Origin of the sequence: Pseudonocardia cypriaca, from assembly GCF_006717045.1 — a bacterium.
GTDB classification, from domain to species: Bacteria; Actinomycetota; Actinomycetes; order Mycobacteriales; family Pseudonocardiaceae; genus Pseudonocardia; species Pseudonocardia cypriaca.
In genome coordinates this window covers 2,133,268-2,153,778 of record NZ_VFPH01000002.1, presented here as the reverse complement: position 1 = coordinate 2,153,778, position 20,511 = coordinate 2,133,268, and the positions used below count along the sequence as shown (strand labels likewise).

Here is a 20,511-nt window from a genome sequence, read left to right as displayed (position 1 = left end):
TAACCGTCAGGGGAAGTGGACGTACTCGTACTCGATCGGCTTGTCGTTGATGCCCTTCGACGGCGGCGCGATCCAGCCCGCGATCTTGCCCGGCTCGTAGACCGGCCGCATCAGCGACCGGACGTGGGTCTTGTCGCCATCGCTCGGGAGCCACCTGTCCCGGTTGGCCTCCCACACGTCCTCGCCGACGAGGTCGCCCTTCGGGGTGACGTGGTTGCCGGCGAACACGCCGACGTGGCGGTTGAACCCGACGTGCGGCAGGTACAGGCGCCGGTCGACGCCGCCCTTCTCCAGCACGCGGTTCCAGCGCTTGAGGCCGGTCTCGCAGTCGGCGATGTACTCGCGGCGCAGGTCGTGGTTGAGCGCGAGCAGCGCCGAGACCTCGTCGGTGGTGATCTCGCCGTCCCGGACGACGTCGATGTGCGCCGCGTCCTCGGTGAGCACGTGGTCGTCCTTGCGCCGCTCCTCCTGCCAGCGGCCCTTGAGCCCGGCGGTGAAGTAGTTGGCCGCGTTGGTGGACCGCTCCGAGCCGAACAGGTCGAGCGACACCGAGTAGTGGAAGTTGATGTACTTCTGGATCACGTCGAGCGGGATGCCGCCGTGCGGCGCGATGTCCTCGGTGTCGTGCTCGCGCATCAGCTCCGCGCTCCGCGCCACCACGCGGTCGATACCCGTGGTGCCGACGAACATGTGGTGCGCCTCCTCCTTGAGCATGAACTCGCAGGTCCTGCTCAGGGGGTCGAACGCCGACTCCTTCAGCGTGCCGAGCTGGTACTTCCCGTCCCGGTCGGTGAAGTAGGTGAACATGTAGAACGACAGCCAGTCCGGCGTCTCCTCGTTGAACGCGCCGAGGATGCGCGGCGAGTCGATGTCACCGGAGTTGCGCTGCAGCAGCGCCTCCGCCTCCTCCCGCCCCGCCCGGCCGAAGTAGGCGTGCAGGAGGTACACCATCGCCCACAGGTGACGGCCCTCCTCGACGTTGACCTGGAACAGGTTGCGCAGGTCGTACAGGCTCGGGGCGGTCTCGCCGAGGCGGCGCTGCTGCTCCACCGACGCAGGCTCCGTGTCGCCCTGGATGACGATGAGCCGCTGCAGGTCGGCGCGGTACTCGCCGGGCACCTGCTGCCACACCGGCTCGCCCTTCTGCTCGCCGAAGGCGATGCGGCGGTCGCTGTTGCGCTCGGCGAGGAACACACCCCAGCGGTACTCGTCCATCGGAACGTGGTCGAAGTGGGCCCAGCCCTCGCGCCCGACCGCGACGGCCGTGCGCAGGTACACGTCCTCGGTGGGCACCGCCGGGCCCATGGTCTTCCACCAGTTGAGGAAGTTGGGCTGCCAGCTCTCCAGCGCCCGCTGCAGCTTGCGGTTGCCCGCCAGGTCGACGTTGTTCGGGATCTTCTCGCTGTAGTCGATGGCCATCGCTGTCACACCCGCCTGCGGTCGAAGTCGGCCCTGCGGCCCGTGCCGTAACGGCGCAGCGCACCCTCCGGGCCCGCCGCGTTCGGTCGAACGAAGATCCAGTTCTGCCACGCCGTGAGCCGCCCGAAGATCCGCGACTCCATCGTCTCCGGGCCGACGAACCGGTGGTTGGCCTCCATGCCGGTCAGTGCGTCCGGGGAGAGGGACGCCCGCTCCTCCAGCATGATCCGGACCTCGTCGTCCCAGTCGATGTCGTCGGGGGCGTCGGTGACGAGCCCCAGCTCCAGCGCCTCGGCCGCGTCGATCCGGCGGCCGGTCTCCTGGCGCAGCTTGGCGACGTGGTCGTCGTCGCCGTAGAAGCGGCTCGCGACCCGGGACAGGCCGTTGCCCATGGGGAAGACGCCGAAGTTGCTGTCGGACAGCACGATCTGGGCGGGCTCGCCCTCCTGCGAGTCCTCCTCCAGGAAGCCGTCGAGCATGTACTGCCGGTCGCAGGCCAGCGCCAGCTCCAGCAGTGCGCCCGCGAAGCAGGAGCCCGGCTCGATCAGCGCGACCAGCGACCGGGACGTGACGTCGAGCCGCTTGAGCACGCGCTTGAAGTAGTGCCGGATCTCGTTGACCAGCCAGTCGTCCCTGGAGTACCGCGCGATCACGCGCTCGAAGGCGAGCGCGTCCTCGACGTCGCCCTTCGTGCGGACCACCCACGTGCCGAGGTCCCGCTCGTTGGCGCGCAACCGCAGGATCAGGTCGTCCAGCTCACGGGTCATCGCGAGGGGCCAGAACCGCGCACCCAGCTCGTGCACGCGCTCCACCGTGTCGGGCACGTCGCCCTCCGGGCCGTGCACGGTGATCTCGACGAGGCCGTTCTCCCGGTCGTAGCGCGCATCGACGTGCTCGTAGCGCAGCCCGTCGGGGGACTCCTCCCGTTGCAGCGGGGGCAGCTCGATGCCGACGGCGTCGGCCGGACGGGTGGAGCGGGCGGCGACCTCCTCGGCGCGCTTGGCCACGGTCTCGTCCCACTGCCGCTTGGAGATCACCTCGTCGACCAGCCGCCACTCGACGGCCTGCCGCCCGCGGATGCCCTCGGCGCGCGTGGCGAAGACGTCGGCGCGGTCCTTGCGCACCTTGCGCTTGTCGGTGACGCGGGTGAGCCCACCGGTGCCCGGGAGCACGCCGAGCAGCGGCACCTCCGGCAGCGCGACCGCGGAGGAGTTGTCGTCGATCAGCAGGATCTGCTCGCACGCGAGCGCCAGCTCGTACCCGCCGCCCGCAGCGGTGCCGTTGACGGCCGCGATCCACGTCTGCCCCGAGTGGGCGGTGGCGTCCTCGATCTCGTTGCGGGTCTCGTTGGTGAACTTGCAGAAGTTCACCTTCCACGGATGGCTGCTCTGGGCGAGCATCCGGATGTTCGCGCCCGCGCAGAAGTTGCGGTCCTTCGCGCTGGTGAGCACCACCGCCCGCACCTGCGGGTGCGAGAAGCGCAGCCGCTGCACGGCGTCGTGCAGCTCGATGTCGACGCCGAGGTCGTAGCTGTTCATCTTCAGCTCGTAGCCCGGCACCAGCCCGCCGTCCTCGGCGACGTCGAGGCGCAGGTACGCGACCTCCCCCCGCACGTCGAGCTGCCAGTGGCGGTAGCGCGACGGGTCGGTGTCGAAGGAGACGTGCGGGTCTGAGGCGGGCTCTGCGCTGCTCGTCATCGGCGACGACCTCCCGAGGCGGACTGGCTGTCATTCTACAGCGATGCGTCAGGTCGGCAACCTGTTGTAGAACATTGGCACTTCGCACACCGTGCACCGACTTCGCGCAAGGCGGGCCCCGTGCGAAGCCGGCACCGGATGTGCGAAGTCGGTCAGGCCTTCGCCTCCGCCACCTCGTCCGCCGTCGCCGTCGGCGGCGTGACCGTCGCGGCGGCCCGCTCCCGCAGGCGGTAGCGCTGGATCTTCCCCGTCGCCGTGCGGGGCAGCTCGTCGACCTGTACGACGAGCCGGGGGCGTTTGAACGCCGCGAGCCCGGCGCGGCAGAACGCCACGACCTCGTCCGGGTCGACCGTCTCCCCGGGCCGCGCCACGACGTAGGCCACCGGCTTGTCCAGCCCGTCCTCGTCCGGCACGCCGACGACCACGGCCTCGGCGAGCGCCGGGTGCTCCAGGAGCCGCGCCTCGACCTCCGACGGGCTCACCCAGATCCCGCCGACCTTGAGCACGTCGTCGGCGCGGCCGAGGCAGGTCCAGCTGCCGTCGTCGTTGCGGACGTACTGGTCGCCGGTGCGCATCCACTCCCCGTGGAACACCGCGCGGTTCACGCTCGTGCGGCACCAGTAGCCGGTGCAGAGCGACTCGCCCGCCACGTAGAGCATCCCGGGCTCGCCCGCGCCCTCGATGACGCTGCCGTCGGGGCGGCGCAGCTGCACCTCGTACCCGGGCACGGGGAACCCGGAGCTGCCTGGCACGACCTTCCCCGGGACGTTGGAGATGAAGATGTGCAGCGCCTCGGTGGAACCGATGCCGTCGAGGATCTCGAAGCCGTACTGGTCACGGACGCCGTGGAACATCCGCGGCGGGAGCGCCTCGCCCGCCGACACCCCGTTGCGGACGGTCGAGAAGGTCTCCGGCGGCAGGTCGGCGGCCATCAGGGGGCCCCAGAAGCTGGGGCCGCCGAAGAAGAGCGTGACGCCGTGCTCGGCCACCCGCTGCGCGTACAGGGCGGGGTTCGGCCGGGACGGTTCCAGCACGCTGCTCCCCCCCACCGAGAGGGGGAAGAACAGCGAGTTGCCGATGCCGTAGGCGAAGAACAGCTTCGCCACCGACAGGCACACGTCGTCCGGGCCCATGCCGAGCACCTGGGCGGCGTAGGTCTCGCACACGTGGCGGATGTCGACGTGGCGGTGCATCGCGCCCTTGGGCTTGCCCGTGGTGCCGGACGTGTAGAGCCACAGCGCGGGCGACTCGTCCCACGTCGCGTACGGCGCGGTGAGGGGGTCGGCCGTGCGCAGGTCGTCCCAGGTGAGGCAGGTCTTGCCGGGCACGTCCGGCGCGGTGTCGCCGGTCAGTACGACGTGGCGCAGGTCCGGCGCGCCCGCGGCGGCGGTGGTGACCGCGTCGGCGAACTGCGGGCTGCCCACGATCACCCGGGCCCGCGAGTCGACGACGAGCGCGGCCAGCTCCCGGGCCGTGAGCATGGTGGAGGCCGGTACGGCCACCGCGCCCACGTACATCGCGGCGAGGATGCCGGTGGCCAGCTCGACGTCGTCGGCCATGCACAGGAGCACGCGCTCCTCGGGGCGCACGCCGATGCCGACCAGACCCGCGGCGATGCGGCGGACCTCGGCGGTCAGCTGGAAGTAGGTGTGGGTACCCCGCGGATGGCGGAGGGCGATCCGCTCACCGCCGCCGGCGTCGACACGGCGCTCGGAGAGGTAGGCAGCGGCGTTGAACAGTTCCGTCATGGGAGCGGCTCCGGTCCGAACGGGTGGGCCAGAACTCTACTGGTTGCTCACGCTCCGTCAACGATCCGTAGAAGTTTCCCGTTAGCCGTGCTTTCCACATCCATGCGCGCGCTGCTATGAACGACGTCCGGCCGCTCGTCAAAGGAGATCAGCGATGCAGACCCGTGGCGCCATCGTCCGGCAGGCACCGGGCAAGTACGAGGTCGTCGACCTCGAGGTAGACGACCCCCGTGAGAACGAGGTCCAGGTCCAGATGGTGGCGTCGGGCCTGTGCCACTCCGACGACCACGTCGCCACCGGCGACATCCCGGTCGGCGTCTACCCCTTCGCAGGCGGCCACGAAGGGGCCGGCATCGTCACCAAGGCCGGGGTGAACACCAAGGGCCTGAAGGAGGGCGACCACGTCGTCTTCTCGTTCCTGCCGGCCTGCGGGCACTGCCGCTGGTGCGCCTCGGGCATGCAGAACCTGTGCGACCTGGGCGCGGGCCTGCTCGCCGGCTCCCGGTGGGGCGACCCCACCGACTACCGGCTGAAGCTGGCCGACGGTGGCCAGCCCGTCGGCCAGATGTGCGGGATCTCGACGTTCCTGCAGACCACCACGGTGTCCGCCGACTCCGCGGTCAAGGTGCCCGACGACATCCCACTGGACAAGGCGTGCCTGGTCGGGTGCGGCGTGGGCACCGGCTGGGGCTCGGCGGTCAACTCCGCGCAGGTCCAGCCCGGCCACACCGTGATCGTCATGGGTATCGGCGGCATCGGCATCAACGCGGTCCAGGGCGCCGCGCACGCCGGGGCGTCCAACGTGATCGCGGTGGACCCGGTGGCCTTCAAGCGGGAGAAGGCGCAGGAGCTGGGTGCCACGCACGCGGTCGAGAACATGGACGAGGCCACCGAGCTGGCCAAGCAGTTCACCAACGGGCAGGGCGCCGACTCCGCGATCGTCACCGTCGGCGTCACGAAGCCCGAACACGTCGCGCAGGCCTTCGGGGCTATCCGGAAGGCGGGGACGTGTGTGGTGACCGGACTCGGTGACATCAGCGAGGTCGGGCTGCCCATCGCGATCTCGGAGCTGACGCTCTTCCAGAAGCGCCTGCAGGGCGCGATGTTCGGCGCGTCCAACCCGAACTGGGACATCCTGCGGCAGCTGCAGCTCTACCGCGAGGGCGTGCTCAAGCTGGACGAGCTGGTCACGAAGACCTACTCGCTGGACGAGATCGGGCAGGGCTACCAGGACATGCACGACGGCAAGAACATCCGTGGCGTCATCATCTACTGAGCGGAGCTCGCCGGAACGAACGAACGGCACGGGAACGCCGGTCGTCGGTCTCCGTCGCGAGCGCGAGGTCCTCACGGTCGCGCTCGCGACGGGCCGGCACGTCGTCATCGAGGGCCCGCCCGGCACCGGCAAGTCGACGTTGCTGCGCTCGATCGCCCGGCAGAACGGGCGGGCGGTCGTGTTCGTCGAGGGCAACGCCGAGCTGACGCCCGCCCGGCTGGTCGGGCAGTTCGACCCGGCGCAGGTGCTTGCCGAGGGCTACCACCCGGCGAGCTTCGTGGACGGCCCGCTGCTCACGGCCATGCGTGAGGGCGGTCTGCTCTACCTCGAGGAGCTCAACCGCGTCCCGGAGGAGACGCTCAACGTCCTGATCACCGTGCTCGCCGAGGGCGAGATCGCGGTGCCGAGGCTCGGCCCGGTTCGGGCGGGGCCCGAGTTCCGCCTCATCGCCGCGATGAACCCGTTCGACGCGGTCGGCACGGCGCGCGTGAGCCAGGCGATCGCCGACCGGATGTGCCGGGTCGTCCTCGGTTACCAGGACGAGCCGGCCGAGCGGGCGATCACCAACGCCGTGACGGGGCTGAACGGCGAGGTCGTGGAGCTGGCGGTCGGCATGGTGCGGGCCACGCGGACCCACCGCGACGTGCGGATGGGCTCCTCGGTGCGCGGCGCGATCGACATGGCGCTCGTGCTCACCGGGCTCGCGGAGCTGCGCGGCGAGGCCGAGCCAGAGCGCGAGACCGGCCGCGATGCGGCGTATGCGGCCCTGTCCGGCCGGATCCGGATCGCCGACGGGGTGGACCGCACCCCTGAGTCGGTGATCGACGAGCTGCTCGATGCGCTGTGGCCCGCCGAAGAGGCGCCGGACGGCCCGGGAAAAGGTGACGGCCCGCCGCCGGATCCGGCGGCGGGCTTCCGGCCGCGGTCCCGCCCCGGGCGTGACCGCGCCGGGCGCACCCACGGCCGCGCCCAGCTCGCGGCGCAGCACGCCGCGTTCGCCGACGTGTCGCCGGGGGTGGGTGCGCTCGACGCCGCCGCGTTCGACGCGCTGCTGGCCCGGGACCCCGAGGCCGGGGCCGCCCTGCTCGCCGACCTCGCGGTAGCCACCGACGAGGGGCTGCGCGCCGCCGCCCGGCAGCTCGCCGGGCGGGTGTTCCTGCGACTGGGGCGCGTCGGCCCGGCCAGGGCCCGCGGTACCCGGCGGCTCGCCCCGGCACCCCGTGGCGACGGGGACCTCGACCTCGACCGCACCCTCGACGCCTGGGAACCGGGTCCGACCCGCCGTCCCGGGCCCGCGGACGTCGTCACGCGCCACTGGACGGCGTCGCGACGAGCAGTCGCCCTCGTCGTGGACGTGTCCGGGTCGATGCAGGGGCAGGCCGTCGCCCTCGCCGCCGTGGCGGCCGCCGGGGTGGTGCTGGCAGCCGGGGACGCGCTCGTCCCGGCCGTGGTCGCGTTCGGAACCGGGGTACGCCTGCTGCAGGCCCAAGGCGTGCGGCGCCCACCCGAGGAGCTGCTGTCCGAGCTCGTCGCGCTGCGCGGCCACGGCACCACCGACCTCGCCGCCGGGCTGCGCGAGGCCGCGGGGCAGCTCGCGGGGGCCGTCGCCGACGAGCGGCTCGTCGTCCTGCTGTCGGACTGCATCCACACGGCGGGCGACGACCCCGCCACGGCGCTGGGCGGTATCGACCGGCTGCAGGTGCTCGTCCCGCTCGGGGGAGCGGACGCCGAGGCCGCCGCGGCAGCGCTCGCCGCGCGGCGGGGAGGGCGGGCGCAGACCGTGCGCCGGCTCGCCGAGGTGGGTCCCGCACTCACCCGCGTGCTCGGGTAGGAGCGCCGTCGGTGGCGGGACATATCGTGACGTCGTGGTGCAGGGGAGCGTTGGCGCGATCGACCGGTCGTGGGCCGAGCCGTTGCCACCGGCGGTGGGCAGCCTGGCCCGCGGCGGCTGGTCGACGACGTCCGGGACGTTGGTCGCGAAGTCGGTGGACGGCGGCATCACGGTGGGGCCGAAGCCGGGCCGCAGCGTGCTGTTCGGACGCAACGTCGACGAGGTGCACGTGTGCATCGGCGCGGACGACCGCCGGGTGAGCCGCCGGCACGGCGAGCTGCGCTGCGACGGCGAGCGCTGGTGGCTGCACAACCTCGGACGCGCCCCGATCCGGCTGCCCGAGCGCAGGCTGTTCCCGGCGGAGGAACCGCTACCGCTCGCCGACGGGTACACGCCGGTGTTCCTGCCCGGCTCGCGCGAGCACCTGCTCGAGGTCTACGTCGTCGGCCTGGCCGGCGACCGTCGTGCCGCCGATCACGCGAGGGCGACGATCGCCCCGTCCACGTGGCCGCTGTCGGCCGACGAGAAGCTCGCGCTGGTCGTGCTCGGCCAGCACTACCTGCTGCACGAGCCGAACCCGCAGCCGCTGACGTGGCGGCAGGCGGCCGAGCAGATCGGCGAGCTGCAGCCGCCCGCGTCGCAGTGGTCGGCGAAGCGGGTGGAGCACCTGGTGGGACGGGTGCGCGCCCGGCTGTCGCGTGGCGGGGTGCCGGGCCTCACGAGGGAGGAGGTGGCCGGTCCGGTCGGCAACGCGCTCAACCACAACCTGCTCACCGAGCTCGTGCGTTCCACCACGCTGGTGCCGCCGGACCTGCGCCGCCTGGAAACCCCGGGCTGATCGCCGCGATCATGCGAGGGCACCGGGTGCCCTGCTCTATCCTCCGGCGGTCACGCCTTGGGGGGAGTGAGGATGACCGGGATCCCGGACGGCGCTCCGGTCGCCGTCGTCGCGGGCCGCTACCGGCTGCGCGAGCTCGTCGGGACCGGTGGCATGGGTGCCGTGTGGCGGGCGGGCGACGAGCTGCTGGGCCGCGAGGTGGCGCTCAAACAGGTGCGCCTGGCCGACCAGCCGGCCTCCGACATCGCGCTCGCCCGCGAGCGGATCATGCGCGAGGCGCGGATCGCCGCCGCGCTGCACCACCCCCACATCGTCTCGATCTTCGACGTGGTCCTCGAGGACGGCGAACCCTGGCTGGTGCTGGAGTTCCTGCCTTCCCGCAGCCTCGGCAGCGTGCTCGCCGAACGCGGCACGCTCCCGCCGATCGAGGTCGCCGGCATCGGGGCGGACGTGGCCGCCGCACTGGCCGCCGCCCACGCCGCCGGCATCGTGCACCGGGACGTCAAGCCGGACAACGTGCTGCTCTCCCGCCCATCGGCCGCTGGCCCGGTCGTCAAGCTCACCGACTTCGGCATCGCCCACACCGCGGCGGCCCCCGCGATCACGGCCACCCACGTGCTCACCGGCACCCCGGCGTACTTCGCGCCCGAGACCGCGCGCGGGGAGGGCACCGACGCCCGCAGCGACGTCTACTCGCTCGGCGCCACCCTGTACGCCGCCGTCGAGGGGCGCCCACCGTTCGGCACGGACACCGGCAACGTCCTCGCGCTGCTGGCCCGGATCGGCCGCGGCGGTGCGCCCCTTCCGCAGAAGGCCGGGCCGCTCGCCGAGGTGCTGCGCCACCTCACGGCCGACGATCCCGCGGCCCGGCCGACCGCGACCCAGGCCCACACCGCCCTCCGGGCGATCGCGGACGGCAGGGCCCAGGCCGGTCCGCCCCCCGCCGGGCTCGACGCCGCGCCCGCCGTGAAGCGGCCGCGTCGCGGCCCGCGGGTCGCGGCCGCGGTGGCCGCCGCGCTCGTCGTGGTCGCCGGTGTGGTCGTGGCCGTCGCCGTCTCCCGGCCCGGCGCAGGCCCGGCCGACCCGCCCGCCGCGGCTCCGACGACGGCGCCCGCCACCGCGATCATCGCGAACCCGGACACGGCGGACCCGTGCTCGCTGCTGGACTTGGAGTCGGTGAAGGGCTTCGGGTCCCCGTCGCTCGACCCGGACAACGTCCTGTTCGCCGGATGCCGTGCCGACATCGCGCGACCCGACGGCGGCGCGGTCGGGCTCACGGTCGCGTTCGAGAACCAGCTCGAGACGAAGCAGATCGCCGGCGGGACCCGCTGGGAGGAGTCGGGTTACCCCATCGTGCGCTACCCGCCCGGTGAGAACTTCTGCGAGCAGCGGATCCTGCTGGGCGACGGGAACGCCGTGCTGGTGTCCGCCGTGAGGTACGAGGACCCGTCGGGCACCACGGATCTCTGCGCGATCGCCACGGCCGGGCGCGTCGCCGCGCTCTCCCGGCTGCTGACCACGGGCATCGGCGAGCGACAGCCGCTCACCGCCACCAGCCCGCTGGCCGGCATCCCCGCCTGCAGCCTGCTGACGGCGGAGGACATCGCCACCGCCATGATCGACACCACGCCGCCGCAGCCGCATTTCGGCGACTGGGGCTGCAACTGGAACTCCTACGGGCTCGGCGACAGCGTCGTGGTGACGTACTACCGCGGCTATCCGCTCGGCAACGAGGACGGCACCGCCGCCGATTTCGCCGGCCACCCCGGCGCGGTGCTCGCGCGGGAGGGGAACTGCTGGGTGCAGTTCGTGCAGCGCTCCTACACGGCACGGGGCACCGACCGGGTCGAGGCCGTCTGGGTGACCTACTGGGGCTCCGAACCCGGCGACCAGCTCTGCCGGATCGCCACCAACCTCGCAACGGCGGCGGCGAGCCGCCTGCCGCCGCCCAGCTGAGACCTCAGGATCGGAACGCGGCGGCGAACTCCGCCATCCGGTCAGCGGCACCATCGGCGGCGCCGAACCAGACGGCCACGGCGTCGGCGCCGGCCGCAGCAAGGGCATGGGCTTCCTCGACGGTGCGCTTCAGGTCGTCGGGACCGCCGCTCCAGGCCAGGCGGGTGCCCAGCCGGGGCGTGCGCTCGGACAGCTCGCGCAGTCGTGCCGCGCAGCGCGCGAACGCGGCCGCGTCGACGGCGACGCCCTGCCACTCGTCCGCGAGCGCCGCGGCCCGGCGCAGCGCTGCCCCGCTCGTGCCGCCGACCATGATCGGCACGGGCTGCGCGGGCACCGGCGCGAACACGCCCCGCTCGACGTGGTGGAACCGGCCGTGGAACGCGCCCCCGCCGCGGAACAGGTGGCGCAGCAGGGCGATGTCCTCGTCGGTGCGGGCGCCCCTGGTGGCGAAGTCGGCGCCCACGGCGGCGAACTCGACCGGATCCCAACCGACTCCCACCCCGAGCACCGTCCGGCCGGCGGAGAGCTGGTCGAGCGTGGCCACCTGCTTCGCCACGACGAACGGGTTGCGCATCGGCAGCACCAGCACGGACGTGCCGAGCCGGATGGTGGACGTGCGGGCCGCGATGTGGGCGAGCGTCACCAGCGGCTCGTACACCCCGCCGTACGTGGCGCCGTACGGCGCGGGCGGGAGGAGGTGGTCGGGCAGGTAGAGGGTGCGGTAGCCCAGTCGTTCCGCTGCCTGCGCGAGCTCCACGAACGTGCCGGGCGCGATGTCGGTCGACTCGTCTGGGAGCACCACTTCGAGGTCCACGGCTCATCCCACCCGTGCGAGGAGCGTGCGGATCGCGGCGAGCCACTCGTCGCGGGCCTCCGTCGCGATGCCGTGCCCGGCAGCGATCTCGACGATCTCGGCATCCGGGATGCCCGCGGCGAGCTGCCGGGAGTGCTCCGGCGTGGCGAGGGCGTCCTCGGTGGTGGCGACGACGAGGGTGGGTGCGGTGACCTTCGGCAGGTCGGCCCGGGTGTCGACGCCCGCCACGAGGCCGACGTGTTCGGGGCTGCCCTCGGGGATGAAGCCGGCGAGCGCGGCGACGCCGGCCTCGAGGTCGGCGGGCGAGAGCCCGTTCAGGTGGGTGGCGCCGGTGCCGAGCAGGGTGAGGTAGCGAGCGAGGAGCGTCCGGTCGCCCGCGGCGAGCAGGTCCCGCCAGACCTGCACCGCGAGCCGCATCCGGTTGTCCGGGTACGTGAAGCCGGCCGTGAGCACGAGCCCGGTGACCCGCTCCGGGTACCGCACCGCGATCCGCACCGCGACGGCCGTGCCGAGCGAGTAGCCCAGCACCGTGAAGCGGTCGACCCCGGCGTCGACCGCGGTGCGGACGAGCGCGTCGGCCACGTCGTCGAGGACGAGCGGCTCCGGGCTGCGTGGCGTGTCGCCGGAACCCGGGTAGTCCGGCCCGATCACGGTGTGGGTCGTGGCGAGGTCGTCGAGGATCGGGCCGTAGTTGCCCGCGATGCTGCCGCCCCCGCCGTGGGCGAGCAGGATCCCCGGGCCGGAGCCCATGACGACGTGCGCGAAATGTTCGGCCATGCCCTGAGGTTGGCGTTTGACACCAGTGTCAGGGCCAACCCGGGGTGGGAGAGATCACGTGCTGATCGGCGAGCTCGCGAAGCGGACAGGGGTGAGCCAGCGGTCGCTCCGGTACTACGAGCAGCAAGGCCTGCTGTTCGCGGAGCGTGACGTGCACGGCTATCGGCGCTACCCGCCCGACTCGGTGCGCACGGTGGCCCGGATCCGCGCCCTGCTCGCCGCCGGCCTGTCCACCGACGTGATCCGCGACGTCCTGCCCTGCGTCGTCGGTGGCGACCCGATCGAGATGGATCTGTGCCCCGACCTGGTGCGCACGATCCGACGCGAGCTCGCGCAGATGGATGCCCGGATCGGGGAGCTGCAGTGCAGCCGCAGCACCCTCGCCGGGTACCTGCCGGGCTGACCGTCCCACCCGTGCGGCAGAGGCGCCGGTGACCCGGCCGGGTGAATCCCGGCGCTGCGTAGGGTGGCTACGTGGGAACCATCGTCTCCTTCCATGCACACCCCGACGACGAGTCCATCGGCACCGCGGGCACCCTCGCCAGGGCTGCCGCCGCGGGTCATCGGGTCGTCCTGGTCTTCGCCACCCGCGGGGAGCTCGGCGAGCCCGTCCCGGGTGTGCTCGAGCCGGGTGAGCTGCTGTCCATGCGCCGCTCCGCGGAGTGCTACGCGTCCGCGGCGGCGATCGGGGCGAAGCGCGTGGAGTTCCTCGGCTACACCGACTCGGGGATGATGGGCGAGCCGAGCAACGCGGCCCCGTTCTGCTTCTGGCAGGCCGACGTCGAGCACGCCGCGCGCCGTCTCGCGGTGATCCTCGACGAGGAGGAGCCGGACATCCTCACCGTCTACGACGACAACGGCGGTTACGGCCACCCCGACCACATCCAGGTGCACCGGGTCGGCATGCGCGCCGCGGACCTGTCGGCCGTCCCGGTGGTGGTGCAGCACACGATCAACCGCGACTGGATGGTCCGCGGGATGCGCGGCATGGCCGAGTCCGGTGAGCTGCCGGAGGGATGGCAGCCCCCCGACTTCGACGAGCCGACGTTCGGCAAGCCGGAGGCGGAGATCACCCACCGCGTCGAGGCCGTCGACTTCGTCGATCAGAAGCGCGCCTCCATGCGGGCGCACGCGAGCCAGATGTCGCCGGAGCACTTCCTGCTCGCGATGCCGGACCCGATCTTCGCGTTCGGGATGGGCACGGAGTTCTACATCGTCGACCCGGCGCCCAGCCCGGCGGCGGCGCCGGAGCTGTTCGAGGAGCTGTTCACCCCGCTGCGGTAGGCGCTCTGCGCACCAGCCCGCGGCACACCAGCTCCAGCATCAGCGCCACCGCGACCGTCTCGACGACCAGCAGGAGCACCAGTACGAGCACCTGGACGGCGCCCGCCTGCAGCGGTGTGGCGCCGCCCAGCAGCATGCCGACGAACGCGCCGGGCAGGGTGACCAGCCCGACCGTGCGGGTCTGGTCGATCGCGGGCACCAGCGCCTGGCCCGCACTCGGCCGGGCGATCTCCATGGCCGCGTCGCGGGGCAGGAACCCCAGCGACAGGGCGGCCTCGACCTCGCCGTGCCGGGTCCGGAGCTCGTCGAGGACGCGTCGGCCGGCCAGCGATGTGGCGGTCATCGTGCCGCCGATGAGGATGCCGGCCATCGGGATCACCGCGATCCCGACCGGCGGCACGACTCCCGAGAGCACGAGCAGGGCCGTGACCGGGAGCGGGGCCACCGCGATCGGCAGCACGGCCCACCAGCCGCTGCGGTGCGGCGTGATGCGCCGCGCGGCGGTCCAGGCGGCCACACCCACCATGACCAGCACGAACGCCGCGCTGAGCAGCACCGAGCCGACGATCGCACCGATCAGCAGCGAGACCGCGCCGAGCTGCACCACGGCCCGCACGCCGGCGACGACGGTCGCGCGGCCGGTCCCGAGGCGCGCCGCCGCCGCGATGGCGGCCGCGAGTAGCACCGCGAGCCCGCCTGCCACGGCGAGCCCCGGCCCGATCACCACCGTCGCCGACCCCATGCCGGGGATCATCGCGGTTCTGCGCGGCGGGTGTCGGCCCGTGCACGACGTGTCGCGCAGACGTGGATCCCGCCACCCAGGCCGCGCCTTCGACGACGGGTAGAGCTAACATCGCGAGCTGGGCCACCCGGCCCGCCGCCCGTGCCGCCGGCAGTTCCAGGAGGACCAGTGACCGCCGTCGCCCCCAAGCCGATCGCGCCGGAGTATCCAGCGCGACAGTCGCCCAAGGGCTCGACCTTCCTGAAGATGCTGCGGACGACGGACCCCAAGGACATCGCGATCCTGTACCTGGTCACGTCGTTCGGGTTCTTCCTCGCCGGCGGCGCGATGGCGCTGCTGATCCGTGGCGAGCTCGCCGTGCCGGGCCTGCAGTTCCTCTCCACCGAGCAGTACAACCAGCTGTTCACGATGCACGGCACGATCATGCTGCTGCTGTACGCGACGCCGATCCTGTTCGGGTTCGCGAACTACATCGTGCCGCTGCAGATCGGCGCCCCGGACGTGGCGTTCCCGCGGCTGAACGCCTTCTCCTACTGGCTGTTCCTGTTCGGCGGGCTCACGGTGCTTTCCGGGTTCCTGACGCCCGGCGGCGCCGCGGACTTCGGGTGGTTCGCCTACACCCCGCTCTCGGACGGCATCCGCTCGCCCGGTGCCGGCGCCGACCTGTGGATCGTCGGCCTCGTCGTCGGTGGTCTCGGCACGATCCTCGGTGGCGTCAACTTCATCACCACGATCGTCTGCATGCGCGCGCCCGGCATGACGATGTTCCGGATGCCGATCTTCACGTGGAACATCCTCGTGACGGCGATCCTGATCCTGATCGCGTTCCCGGTGCTCACCGCCGCGCTGCTGGGCCTGCTCGCCGACCGCCACTTCGGCGCCCACGTGTTCGACCCGGCCAACGGCGGCGTGATCCTCTGGCAGCACCTGTTCTGGTTCTTCGGCCACCCCGAGGTCTACATCGTGGCGCTGCCGTTCTTCGGCATCGTCAGCGAGATCTTCCCGGTGTTCAGCCGCAAGCCGCTGTTCGGCTACAAGACGCTGATCTACGCGACGATTGCCATCGCGGCGCTGTCCGTGGCCGTGTGGGCGCACCACATGTACGCCACCGGTGCGGTGCTCCTCGCGTTCTTCTCGCTCACCACGTTCCTCATCGCGGTGCCCACGGGCGTCAAGTTCGTGAACTGGATCGGCACCATGTGGAGGGGCAGGCTGACGTTCGAGACGCCGATGCTGTTCAGCGTCGGCTTCCTCGCCACCTTCCTGTTCGGTGGCCTCACCGGCATCCTGCTGGCCTCACCGCCGGTCGACTTCCACGTCTCGGACACCTACTTCGTGGTGGCGCACTTCCACTACGTGCTGTTCGGCACGATCGTGTTCGCCACCTACGCCGGGATCTACTTCTGGTTCCCGAAGATGACCGGCCGGTTCCTCGACGAGACGCTCGGCAAGGTCCACTTCTGGCTCACGTTCGTCGGGTTCCACCTGACGTTCCTGGTGCAGCACTGGCTGGGCAACGAGGGCTTCCCCCGCCGCTACGCCGACTACCTGCCGATCGACGGCTTCAACGTGCTGAACGCGATCTCCTCGATCGGGGCGTTCGTGCTGGGCGCGTCCACGCTGCCGTTCCTGTGGAACGTGTTCCGCAGCTACCGCTACGGGCGAGTGGTCACCGTCGACGACCCGTGGGGCTTCGGCAACTCCCTGGAGTGGGCCACGTCCTGCCCGCCGCCGCGGCACAACTTCACCGAGCTGCCGCGGATCCGGTCGGAGCGCCCGGCCTTCGAGCTGCACTACCCGCACCTGGTCGAGCGTTTCCGGGCGGAGGCGCACCTCGGCCACCCCGACCCCGGCGAGCTGATCTCGCAGGGCGTGGGCCCGGAGACGCAACCGAACGACGATCCGAAGTCGCGCTGATCGATCTGCTGCCATGACGGACACGGGCACCAGCGTCCTCATCACCGTCACGGGCCCGGACCGGCCGGGGGTGAGTTCCGTGCTGTTCGCGGCGCTCACCCGGCACGGGGTCGACCTGGTCGACGTCGAGCAGGTCGTGATCCGCGGCCGGCTCACCCTCGGGGTGGTGGTGAAGGCCCACCGCGACCCCGAGGGCCTGCAGGAGGCCGTCGAGCAGGCGATGGCGAGCATCGCGATGCAGGTGCACACCACGCTCGAGGTGCGCGACGACCCGGCCGTCCGGCGGCACTCCACGCATGTCGTGGTGGTGCTCGGCAGGCCGATCACGGCGAGGGCGTTCGGTTCGGTCGCGGCCGCGCTCGCCGCCGTCGGTGCGAACATCGACTCGATCCGCCGGGTCGCCGACTACCCGGTCACCGGGCTGGAGCTGATGGTCTCCCCCGAGCCGGGCGGTGGGAGCGAGAACTACCCGCCCGGCACGCTGCGCGCGCGGCTCGTCGAGGTCGCGCGCACCGCGGGCGTCGACGTCGCCGTCGAGCGGGCCGGGCTCGCCCGCCGCAGCAAGCGGCTGATCGTCTTCGACGTCGACTCGACGCTCGTGCAGGGCGAGGTCATCGAGATGCTCGCGGCGCATGCGGGAGCCGAGGCCGAGGTCCGTGCCGTCACCGAGGCGGCGATGCGCGGCGAGCTGGACTTCGCCGAGTCGCTGCGCCGCCGAGTCGCGGTGCTGGCCGGCCTGCCCGAGACCGTGCTCGACGAGGTGGCCGCCCGGCTGGAGCTGACTCCGGGCGCCCGCACCACGATCCGCACGCTGAAGCGGCTCGGCTTCCGGTGCGGCGTCGTCTCCGGCGGGTTCACGCGGGTGATCAAGGGCCTCGTGGAAGAGCTGGGGCTGGACTTCTGCGCCGCGAACGAGCTGGAGATCGTGGACGGCCGGCTCACGGGCAACGTCGTGGGCGAGATCGTCGACCGCCCGGGCAAGGCGGTGGCGCTGCGCCGGTTCGCCGACAGCTTCGGCGTGCCGCTCGAGCAGTGCGTGGCGGTGGGTGACGGGGCCAACGACATCGACATGCTGTCCACGGCCGGGCTCGGCGTGGCCTTCAACGCCAAGCCCGCGCTGCGCGAGGTGGCCGACACCGCGTTGTCGCACCCGTACCTGGACGTCGTCCTGTTCGTCCTCGGCATCACGCGCGACGAGGTCGAGCGCGCCGACGCCGCCGAGGGCCTCCTGCGCCGGGTGCCTATCGCATGACGGGCGGGCGCTGAACCGTGGCCGGGTCCCGGCAGCGGCTCCTGGTCGGTCGCGGGGCGCCCGAGCCTCATGCCGAGAGCACCGAGGAAGCGCGGTTCGAGGCGGTCTGGACCGCCTACCGCGAGGTGGTGCGGGAGCAGGTGGTGGTCGGCCACCAGGAGCTGATGCGGCTGCTCTCCGCCCGGGTGGGGCTCGACCTCTCGGATCCCGACGCTGAGCGGCTCGTCGACGAGGTCGAGGAAGACGTCCTGGACGACCCGACCGGCCCGGTGACGATGCTCGCTCCCGACGTCCTGGTGCACGCGCCCGCGTTGACCGACGGCATCGTGCTCACCCACCGGCTCTCCGCCGCCGAGCTGGCCGACGAGCACCTCGACCTCGACACCGACCTCGCCGGGTTCCTGCGCTGCCCCGACCCGCACGTCGACGGCGGGCCGCTGCACGTGGACGAGCCGGACGGCGACGAGCCGGTCCGGTGGGGCGGGCCGCCCGACTGGCTGTCGGGGTTGACCGCCGATGCGCTGCTCGCCGTGCGGGCCACGCAGGACGGTGCCGTGACGATCTCGGCGTTGGACGAAGAGCCGGCCGCACCGGCGGAGCTCGTGGCGGCGCTGCGGGCGGTGTACGAGGCCGAGCTGGAGGAACCCGGTCTCCCGGTGCCGGCGGAGACGCTCGTCCTCGGCCTGCTGCACGGCGACCGCGCCGCCTTCGCCGAACCGCGCCCGCCGCTCACCGAGCTGGCCGCCGCGGCGGGCCTGCTGCGGCGCGGCGACGAGTTCGCCCACCACGAGTCGGTGTGGACGGAGGCGGAGGCGGTCGACCAGGAGTTGCGGCTGGTCACCCGGGTCGATACCGAGGAGCAGGGGGAGGCGGCGGTCCGGGCGTTCGCGCTGCTCGCCGATGCACAGGGTCCGACCGCGCTGCGGGAGGCGCTCGGCCTTATGCAGGACCCGGACGTCCTCGAATCCGTCGTCGAGGAGCTGCTGCGCGAACCCGACGAGGACGGTGAGCGGGTGCGGGCCACCGTTGCGCTCGCCGAGCGCCTCGTCGCCGTCGCCGGTCGGTCCCCCCGCGAGGCCGTGGCGCGGTGGGTCGCCGCGGTCGCCGCCGAGCGGGACGGCCGGGTGCTGGACGCCGAGTCGCACCTGCGGGCCGCGGCCGTCGCGGCACCGGGCTGGCCGCTCGTGGAGGACCGGTTGGCCTGGTACGAGTCGGACCGCGGCGACGCCGTGGCCGCTGCCGCCCGGTGGACGGCGATAGAGGTGCCCGCCGACGATCCGGATCTCGCTGCCGTCCGTCCCTTCGCCGCCCCCGCCGGCCCCGAACCCGGCCGCAACGACCCGTGCTGGTGCGGATCGGGCCGCAAGTACAAGCAGTGCCACCTCGGCCGGCCCGCCCATGCCGAGCTCCCGGAGCGGGCCGGCTGGCTCTACCGCAAGGCGGTGACGTTCCTGGAGCGTCGCGGGGGCGCCGCCACCGCCGAGCTGGCCTGGTGGGCCGACACCCTCGACGTCGACTGGGATGCGCCCGAGGTCATGGACGCGGTGCTGGACGAGGGCGGCTGGGGCGACAGGTTCCTCGCCGAGCGCGGGCCCCTGCTCCCGGCCGACGAGGCCGAGCTGGCGGCCTCGTGGGCGACCGTGGTGCCCGGCCTGTACGAGGTGGAGCGGGTCCGCTTCGGCGAGGGCGTGACGCTGCGGGACCTCCGCGGCGACGGCCGGGTCGACGTCCGGCCCACCACCGGGGTGAGCCCGGGCATGGGCGAGCTCGTCCTCGCCAGGGCGCTGCCGGACGGCTCGGGATCGGGGCGCCTGCTCGTCGGGGCGGTCGCGGTGCCGCGGGGCGCCGAGCGCGAGCTGCTGGCGCAGCTCGGAGATCCCTGAGAGTCCCGCGGAAGCAGAGCAGGGGCGGATGCGTTGGTCCCGGGCGTGACCGAGGAACTGTCCGGGACCGGACTCGCCGACCGGCCGGCCGTTGGTGTGCTCGCGCCGCTCGCGGCCCGCTACGCCCGGGGAGCAGCGCCGGTGTCGGACGGCATCGTGCGCGCGATGCCGATCATCCTGCGGCTGGAGCGCCCGCCTGCCGCCCGCACGCCGGTGCTGGAGGCCGCGGCCGCCGCGGCGCTGGCCGTGTGCCTGGATCCGCGTTCGCAGCCGGGAGGCGAGTGGCACGACACCGTCGCGGTGTGGGTGGGCACGCAGATCCGCAAGATCGCCCGCCGGGCGCGTGGCGCGCACTGGGCGGCCGTGCAGGAGCTGCCGGGCGTGACGTGGGAGGTCGACGGCGGGCAGGCGCGGGCGCTGCTTCCCGGACCGGTCGACGACGTGCCCCGGGTCGTCTCGCGGCTGCAGATCGGCGGCACCGAGCTGGAACCCGACGAGCCGGGCCCGCCACCGCCGGGCGTTCCGGTGATCTGGGTGAACGCCGCCCTCGACCTGTCCGTCGGCAAGGCGGCCGCGCAGGTCGGTCACGCATCGATGCTCTACGCCGCCGCCCACGACCTCGTCGAAGTGCCGCACTTCGCGGTGCGCGACGCCGACGCGGACCGGTGGGCGCAGCTGTGCGCCGCGGTCGGGCGCGGCGAGGCGGTCGCCGTCCGGGACGCGGGGTTCACCGAGGTGGCGCCCGGCACGATCACCTGCATCGCCACCCCCGGCTGACAACCTTCCGCAGAGCTCGAGCAGCGCCGGCCCCCCGGGCCGGCGCGTATCGAGACAGCGCCACGTTGCGCCGGGCCTCCTCGGTCAAGGCCTCCCGCCTCGAGGTCCTCCTGCCCCAAGGTCTTGCCTTCTTATGGCCTCCTGGGTGCGCGGCGCCGCCAGGAGGCCGGTGTCGCCGGATCTGCGTGCCCTCGCGCACCCGGTTCGTGCTCGCGCACCCCGTGTGAGGTCACGCTGCCCGTCGACGGGCAGCGTGGGCCGAGTAGGGGGTGCGTGGCCGGCGAAGAGCAGTGCGAGCAG

16 protein-coding genes are annotated in these 20,511 nt (G+C 72.9%); 10 read left to right on the top strand and 6 right to left on the bottom strand.

Annotated elements, in window-relative coordinates:
• Window positions 1-6: 6 nt before the first annotated feature.
• From boxB to FB388_RS27725, 3 genes are all read right to left on the bottom strand, one after another.
• Entirely contained in the window at window positions 7-1,419 is a 1,413-nt protein-coding gene (boxB, locus tag FB388_RS27735) for a benzoyl-CoA 2,3-epoxidase subunit BoxB (protein ID WP_142105067.1), read from the bottom strand.
• Between the two features lie 5 nt (window positions 1,420-1,424).
• Window positions 1,425-3,116, bottom strand: coding sequence for a 2,3-epoxybenzoyl-CoA dihydrolase (gene boxC / locus FB388_RS27730; RefSeq protein ID WP_142105066.1), 1,692 nt, complete (start codon window positions 3,114-3,116; stop codon window positions 1,425-1,427).
• A 152-nt stretch (window positions 3,117-3,268) separates the two neighbouring features.
• Window positions 3,269-4,864, bottom strand: a complete 1,596-nt coding sequence (locus tag FB388_RS27725) for a benzoate-CoA ligase family protein (RefSeq protein WP_142105065.1) — start codon at window positions 4,862-4,864, stop codon at window positions 3,269-3,271.
• 154 nt (window positions 4,865-5,018) lie between these two features.
• Between FB388_RS27725 and FB388_RS27720 the strand changes: the two genes are divergently transcribed.
• From FB388_RS27720 to FB388_RS27705, 4 genes are all read left to right on the top strand, one after another.
• Window positions 5,019-6,140, top strand: a complete 1,122-nt coding sequence (locus FB388_RS27720) for an NDMA-dependent alcohol dehydrogenase (protein ID WP_142105064.1) — start codon at window positions 5,019-5,021, stop codon at window positions 6,138-6,140.
• Window positions 6,121-7,971, top strand: a complete 1,851-nt coding sequence (locus FB388_RS27715) for an AAA family ATPase (protein WP_142105063.1) — start codon at window positions 6,121-6,123, stop codon at window positions 7,969-7,971. Before FB388_RS27720 ends, FB388_RS27715 begins: the two co-directional genes overlap by 20 nt.
• A 34-nt stretch (window positions 7,972-8,005) precedes the next feature.
• A complete protein-coding gene (locus FB388_RS27710; RefSeq protein WP_246122462.1) occupies window positions 8,006-8,809 on the top strand; it encodes an FHA domain-containing protein in 804 nt (267 codons plus the stop codon).
• A 72-nt stretch (window positions 8,810-8,881) separates the two neighbouring features.
• The gene (locus tag FB388_RS27705; protein WP_142105062.1) at window positions 8,882-10,765 is read left to right on the top strand and encodes a serine/threonine-protein kinase; all 1,884 of its coding nucleotides are present in this window, start codon (window positions 8,882-8,884) and stop codon (window positions 10,763-10,765) included.
• A 4-nt stretch (window positions 10,766-10,769) separates the two neighbouring features.
• Here the strand turns inward: FB388_RS27705 and FB388_RS27700 are convergent, their stop codons facing one another.
• Both FB388_RS27700 and FB388_RS27695 read right to left on the bottom strand, forming a co-directional pair.
• Entirely contained in the window at window positions 10,770-11,579 is an 810-nt protein-coding gene (locus tag FB388_RS27700) for a TIGR03619 family F420-dependent LLM class oxidoreductase (RefSeq protein ID WP_142105061.1), read from the bottom strand.
• A 3-nt stretch (window positions 11,580-11,582) separates the two neighbouring features.
• Window positions 11,583-12,356, bottom strand: coding sequence for an alpha/beta fold hydrolase (locus FB388_RS27695; protein ID WP_142105060.1), 774 nt, complete (start codon window positions 12,354-12,356; stop codon window positions 11,583-11,585).
• Window positions 12,357-12,414: 58 nt separating this feature from the next.
• Here FB388_RS27695 and FB388_RS27690 point away from each other — a divergent pair, with 58 nt between their 5' ends.
• Window positions 12,415-12,759, top strand: a complete 345-nt coding sequence (locus FB388_RS27690; protein WP_142105059.1) for a MerR family transcriptional regulator — start codon at window positions 12,415-12,417, stop codon at window positions 12,757-12,759.
• Window positions 12,760-12,830: 71 nt separating this feature from the next.
• Window positions 12,831-13,640 carry a PIG-L family deacetylase gene (locus FB388_RS27685; RefSeq protein ID WP_142105058.1) on the top strand — a complete coding sequence of 270 codons (810 nt, stop codon included), beginning with the start codon at window positions 12,831-12,833 and terminating at the stop codon, window positions 13,638-13,640.
• Here FB388_RS27685 and FB388_RS27680 read toward each other — a convergent pair.
• A complete protein-coding gene (locus FB388_RS27680; protein WP_142105057.1) occupies window positions 13,624-14,382 on the bottom strand; it encodes an ABC transporter permease in 759 nt (252 codons plus the stop codon). The genes FB388_RS27685 and FB388_RS27680 overlap by 17 nt on opposite strands.
• A gap of 168 nt (window positions 14,383-14,550) precedes the next feature.
• Between FB388_RS27680 and ctaD the strand changes: the two genes are divergently transcribed.
• Genes ctaD through FB388_RS27660 form a run of 4 tightly spaced genes read left to right on the top strand, consistent with a single transcriptional unit; the run spans window position 14,551 to window position 20,211 of the window.
• Window positions 14,551-16,299, top strand: coding sequence for an aa3-type cytochrome oxidase subunit I (ctaD, locus tag FB388_RS27675; RefSeq protein ID WP_142105056.1), 1,749 nt, complete (start codon window positions 14,551-14,553; stop codon window positions 16,297-16,299).
• A 13-nt stretch (window positions 16,300-16,312) separates the two neighbouring features.
• Window positions 16,313-17,551 carry a phosphoserine phosphatase SerB gene (gene serB, locus FB388_RS27670; protein WP_142105055.1) on the top strand — a complete coding sequence of 413 codons (1,239 nt, stop codon included), beginning with the start codon at window positions 16,313-16,315 and terminating at the stop codon, window positions 17,549-17,551.
• 17 nt (window positions 17,552-17,568) lie between these two features.
• Window positions 17,569-19,434, top strand: a complete 1,866-nt coding sequence (locus FB388_RS27665; protein ID WP_142105054.1) for an SEC-C metal-binding domain-containing protein — start codon at window positions 17,569-17,571, stop codon at window positions 19,432-19,434.
• Between the two features lie 45 nt (window positions 19,435-19,479).
• The gene (locus tag FB388_RS27660; RefSeq protein ID WP_425468575.1) at window positions 19,480-20,211 is read left to right on the top strand and encodes a peptidyl-tRNA hydrolase; all 732 of its coding nucleotides are present in this window, start codon (window positions 19,480-19,482) and stop codon (window positions 20,209-20,211) included.
• Window positions 20,212-20,511 lie beyond the last annotated feature (300 nt).

Bases quoted from the DNA above. Each gene is read 5' to 3' on its own strand.
- boxB (WP_142105067.1), bottom strand. From the start codon at position 1,419: ATGGCCATCGACTACAGCGAGAAGATCCCGAACAACGTCGACCTGGCG.
- boxC (WP_142105066.1), bottom strand. From the start codon at position 3,116: ATGACGAGCAGCGCAGAGCCCGCCTCAGACCCGCACGTCTCCTTCGAC.
- FB388_RS27725 (WP_142105065.1), bottom strand. From the start codon at position 4,864: ATGACGGAACTGTTCAACGCCGCTGCCTACCTCTCCGAGCGCCGTGTC.
- FB388_RS27720 (WP_142105064.1), top strand. From the start codon at position 5,019: ATGCAGACCCGTGGCGCCATCGTCCGGCAGGCACCGGGCAAGTACGAG.
- FB388_RS27705 (WP_142105062.1), top strand. From the start codon at position 8,882: ATGACCGGGATCCCGGACGGCGCTCCGGTCGCCGTCGTCGCGGGCCGC.
- FB388_RS27695 (WP_142105060.1), bottom strand. From the start codon at position 12,356: ATGGCCGAACATTTCGCGCACGTCGTCATGGGCTCCGGCCCGGGGATC.
- FB388_RS27680 (WP_142105057.1), bottom strand. From the start codon at position 14,382: ATGGGGTCGGCGACGGTGGTGATCGGGCCGGGGCTCGCCGTGGCAGGC.
- serB (WP_142105055.1), top strand. From the start codon at position 16,313: ATGACGGACACGGGCACCAGCGTCCTCATCACCGTCACGGGCCCGGAC.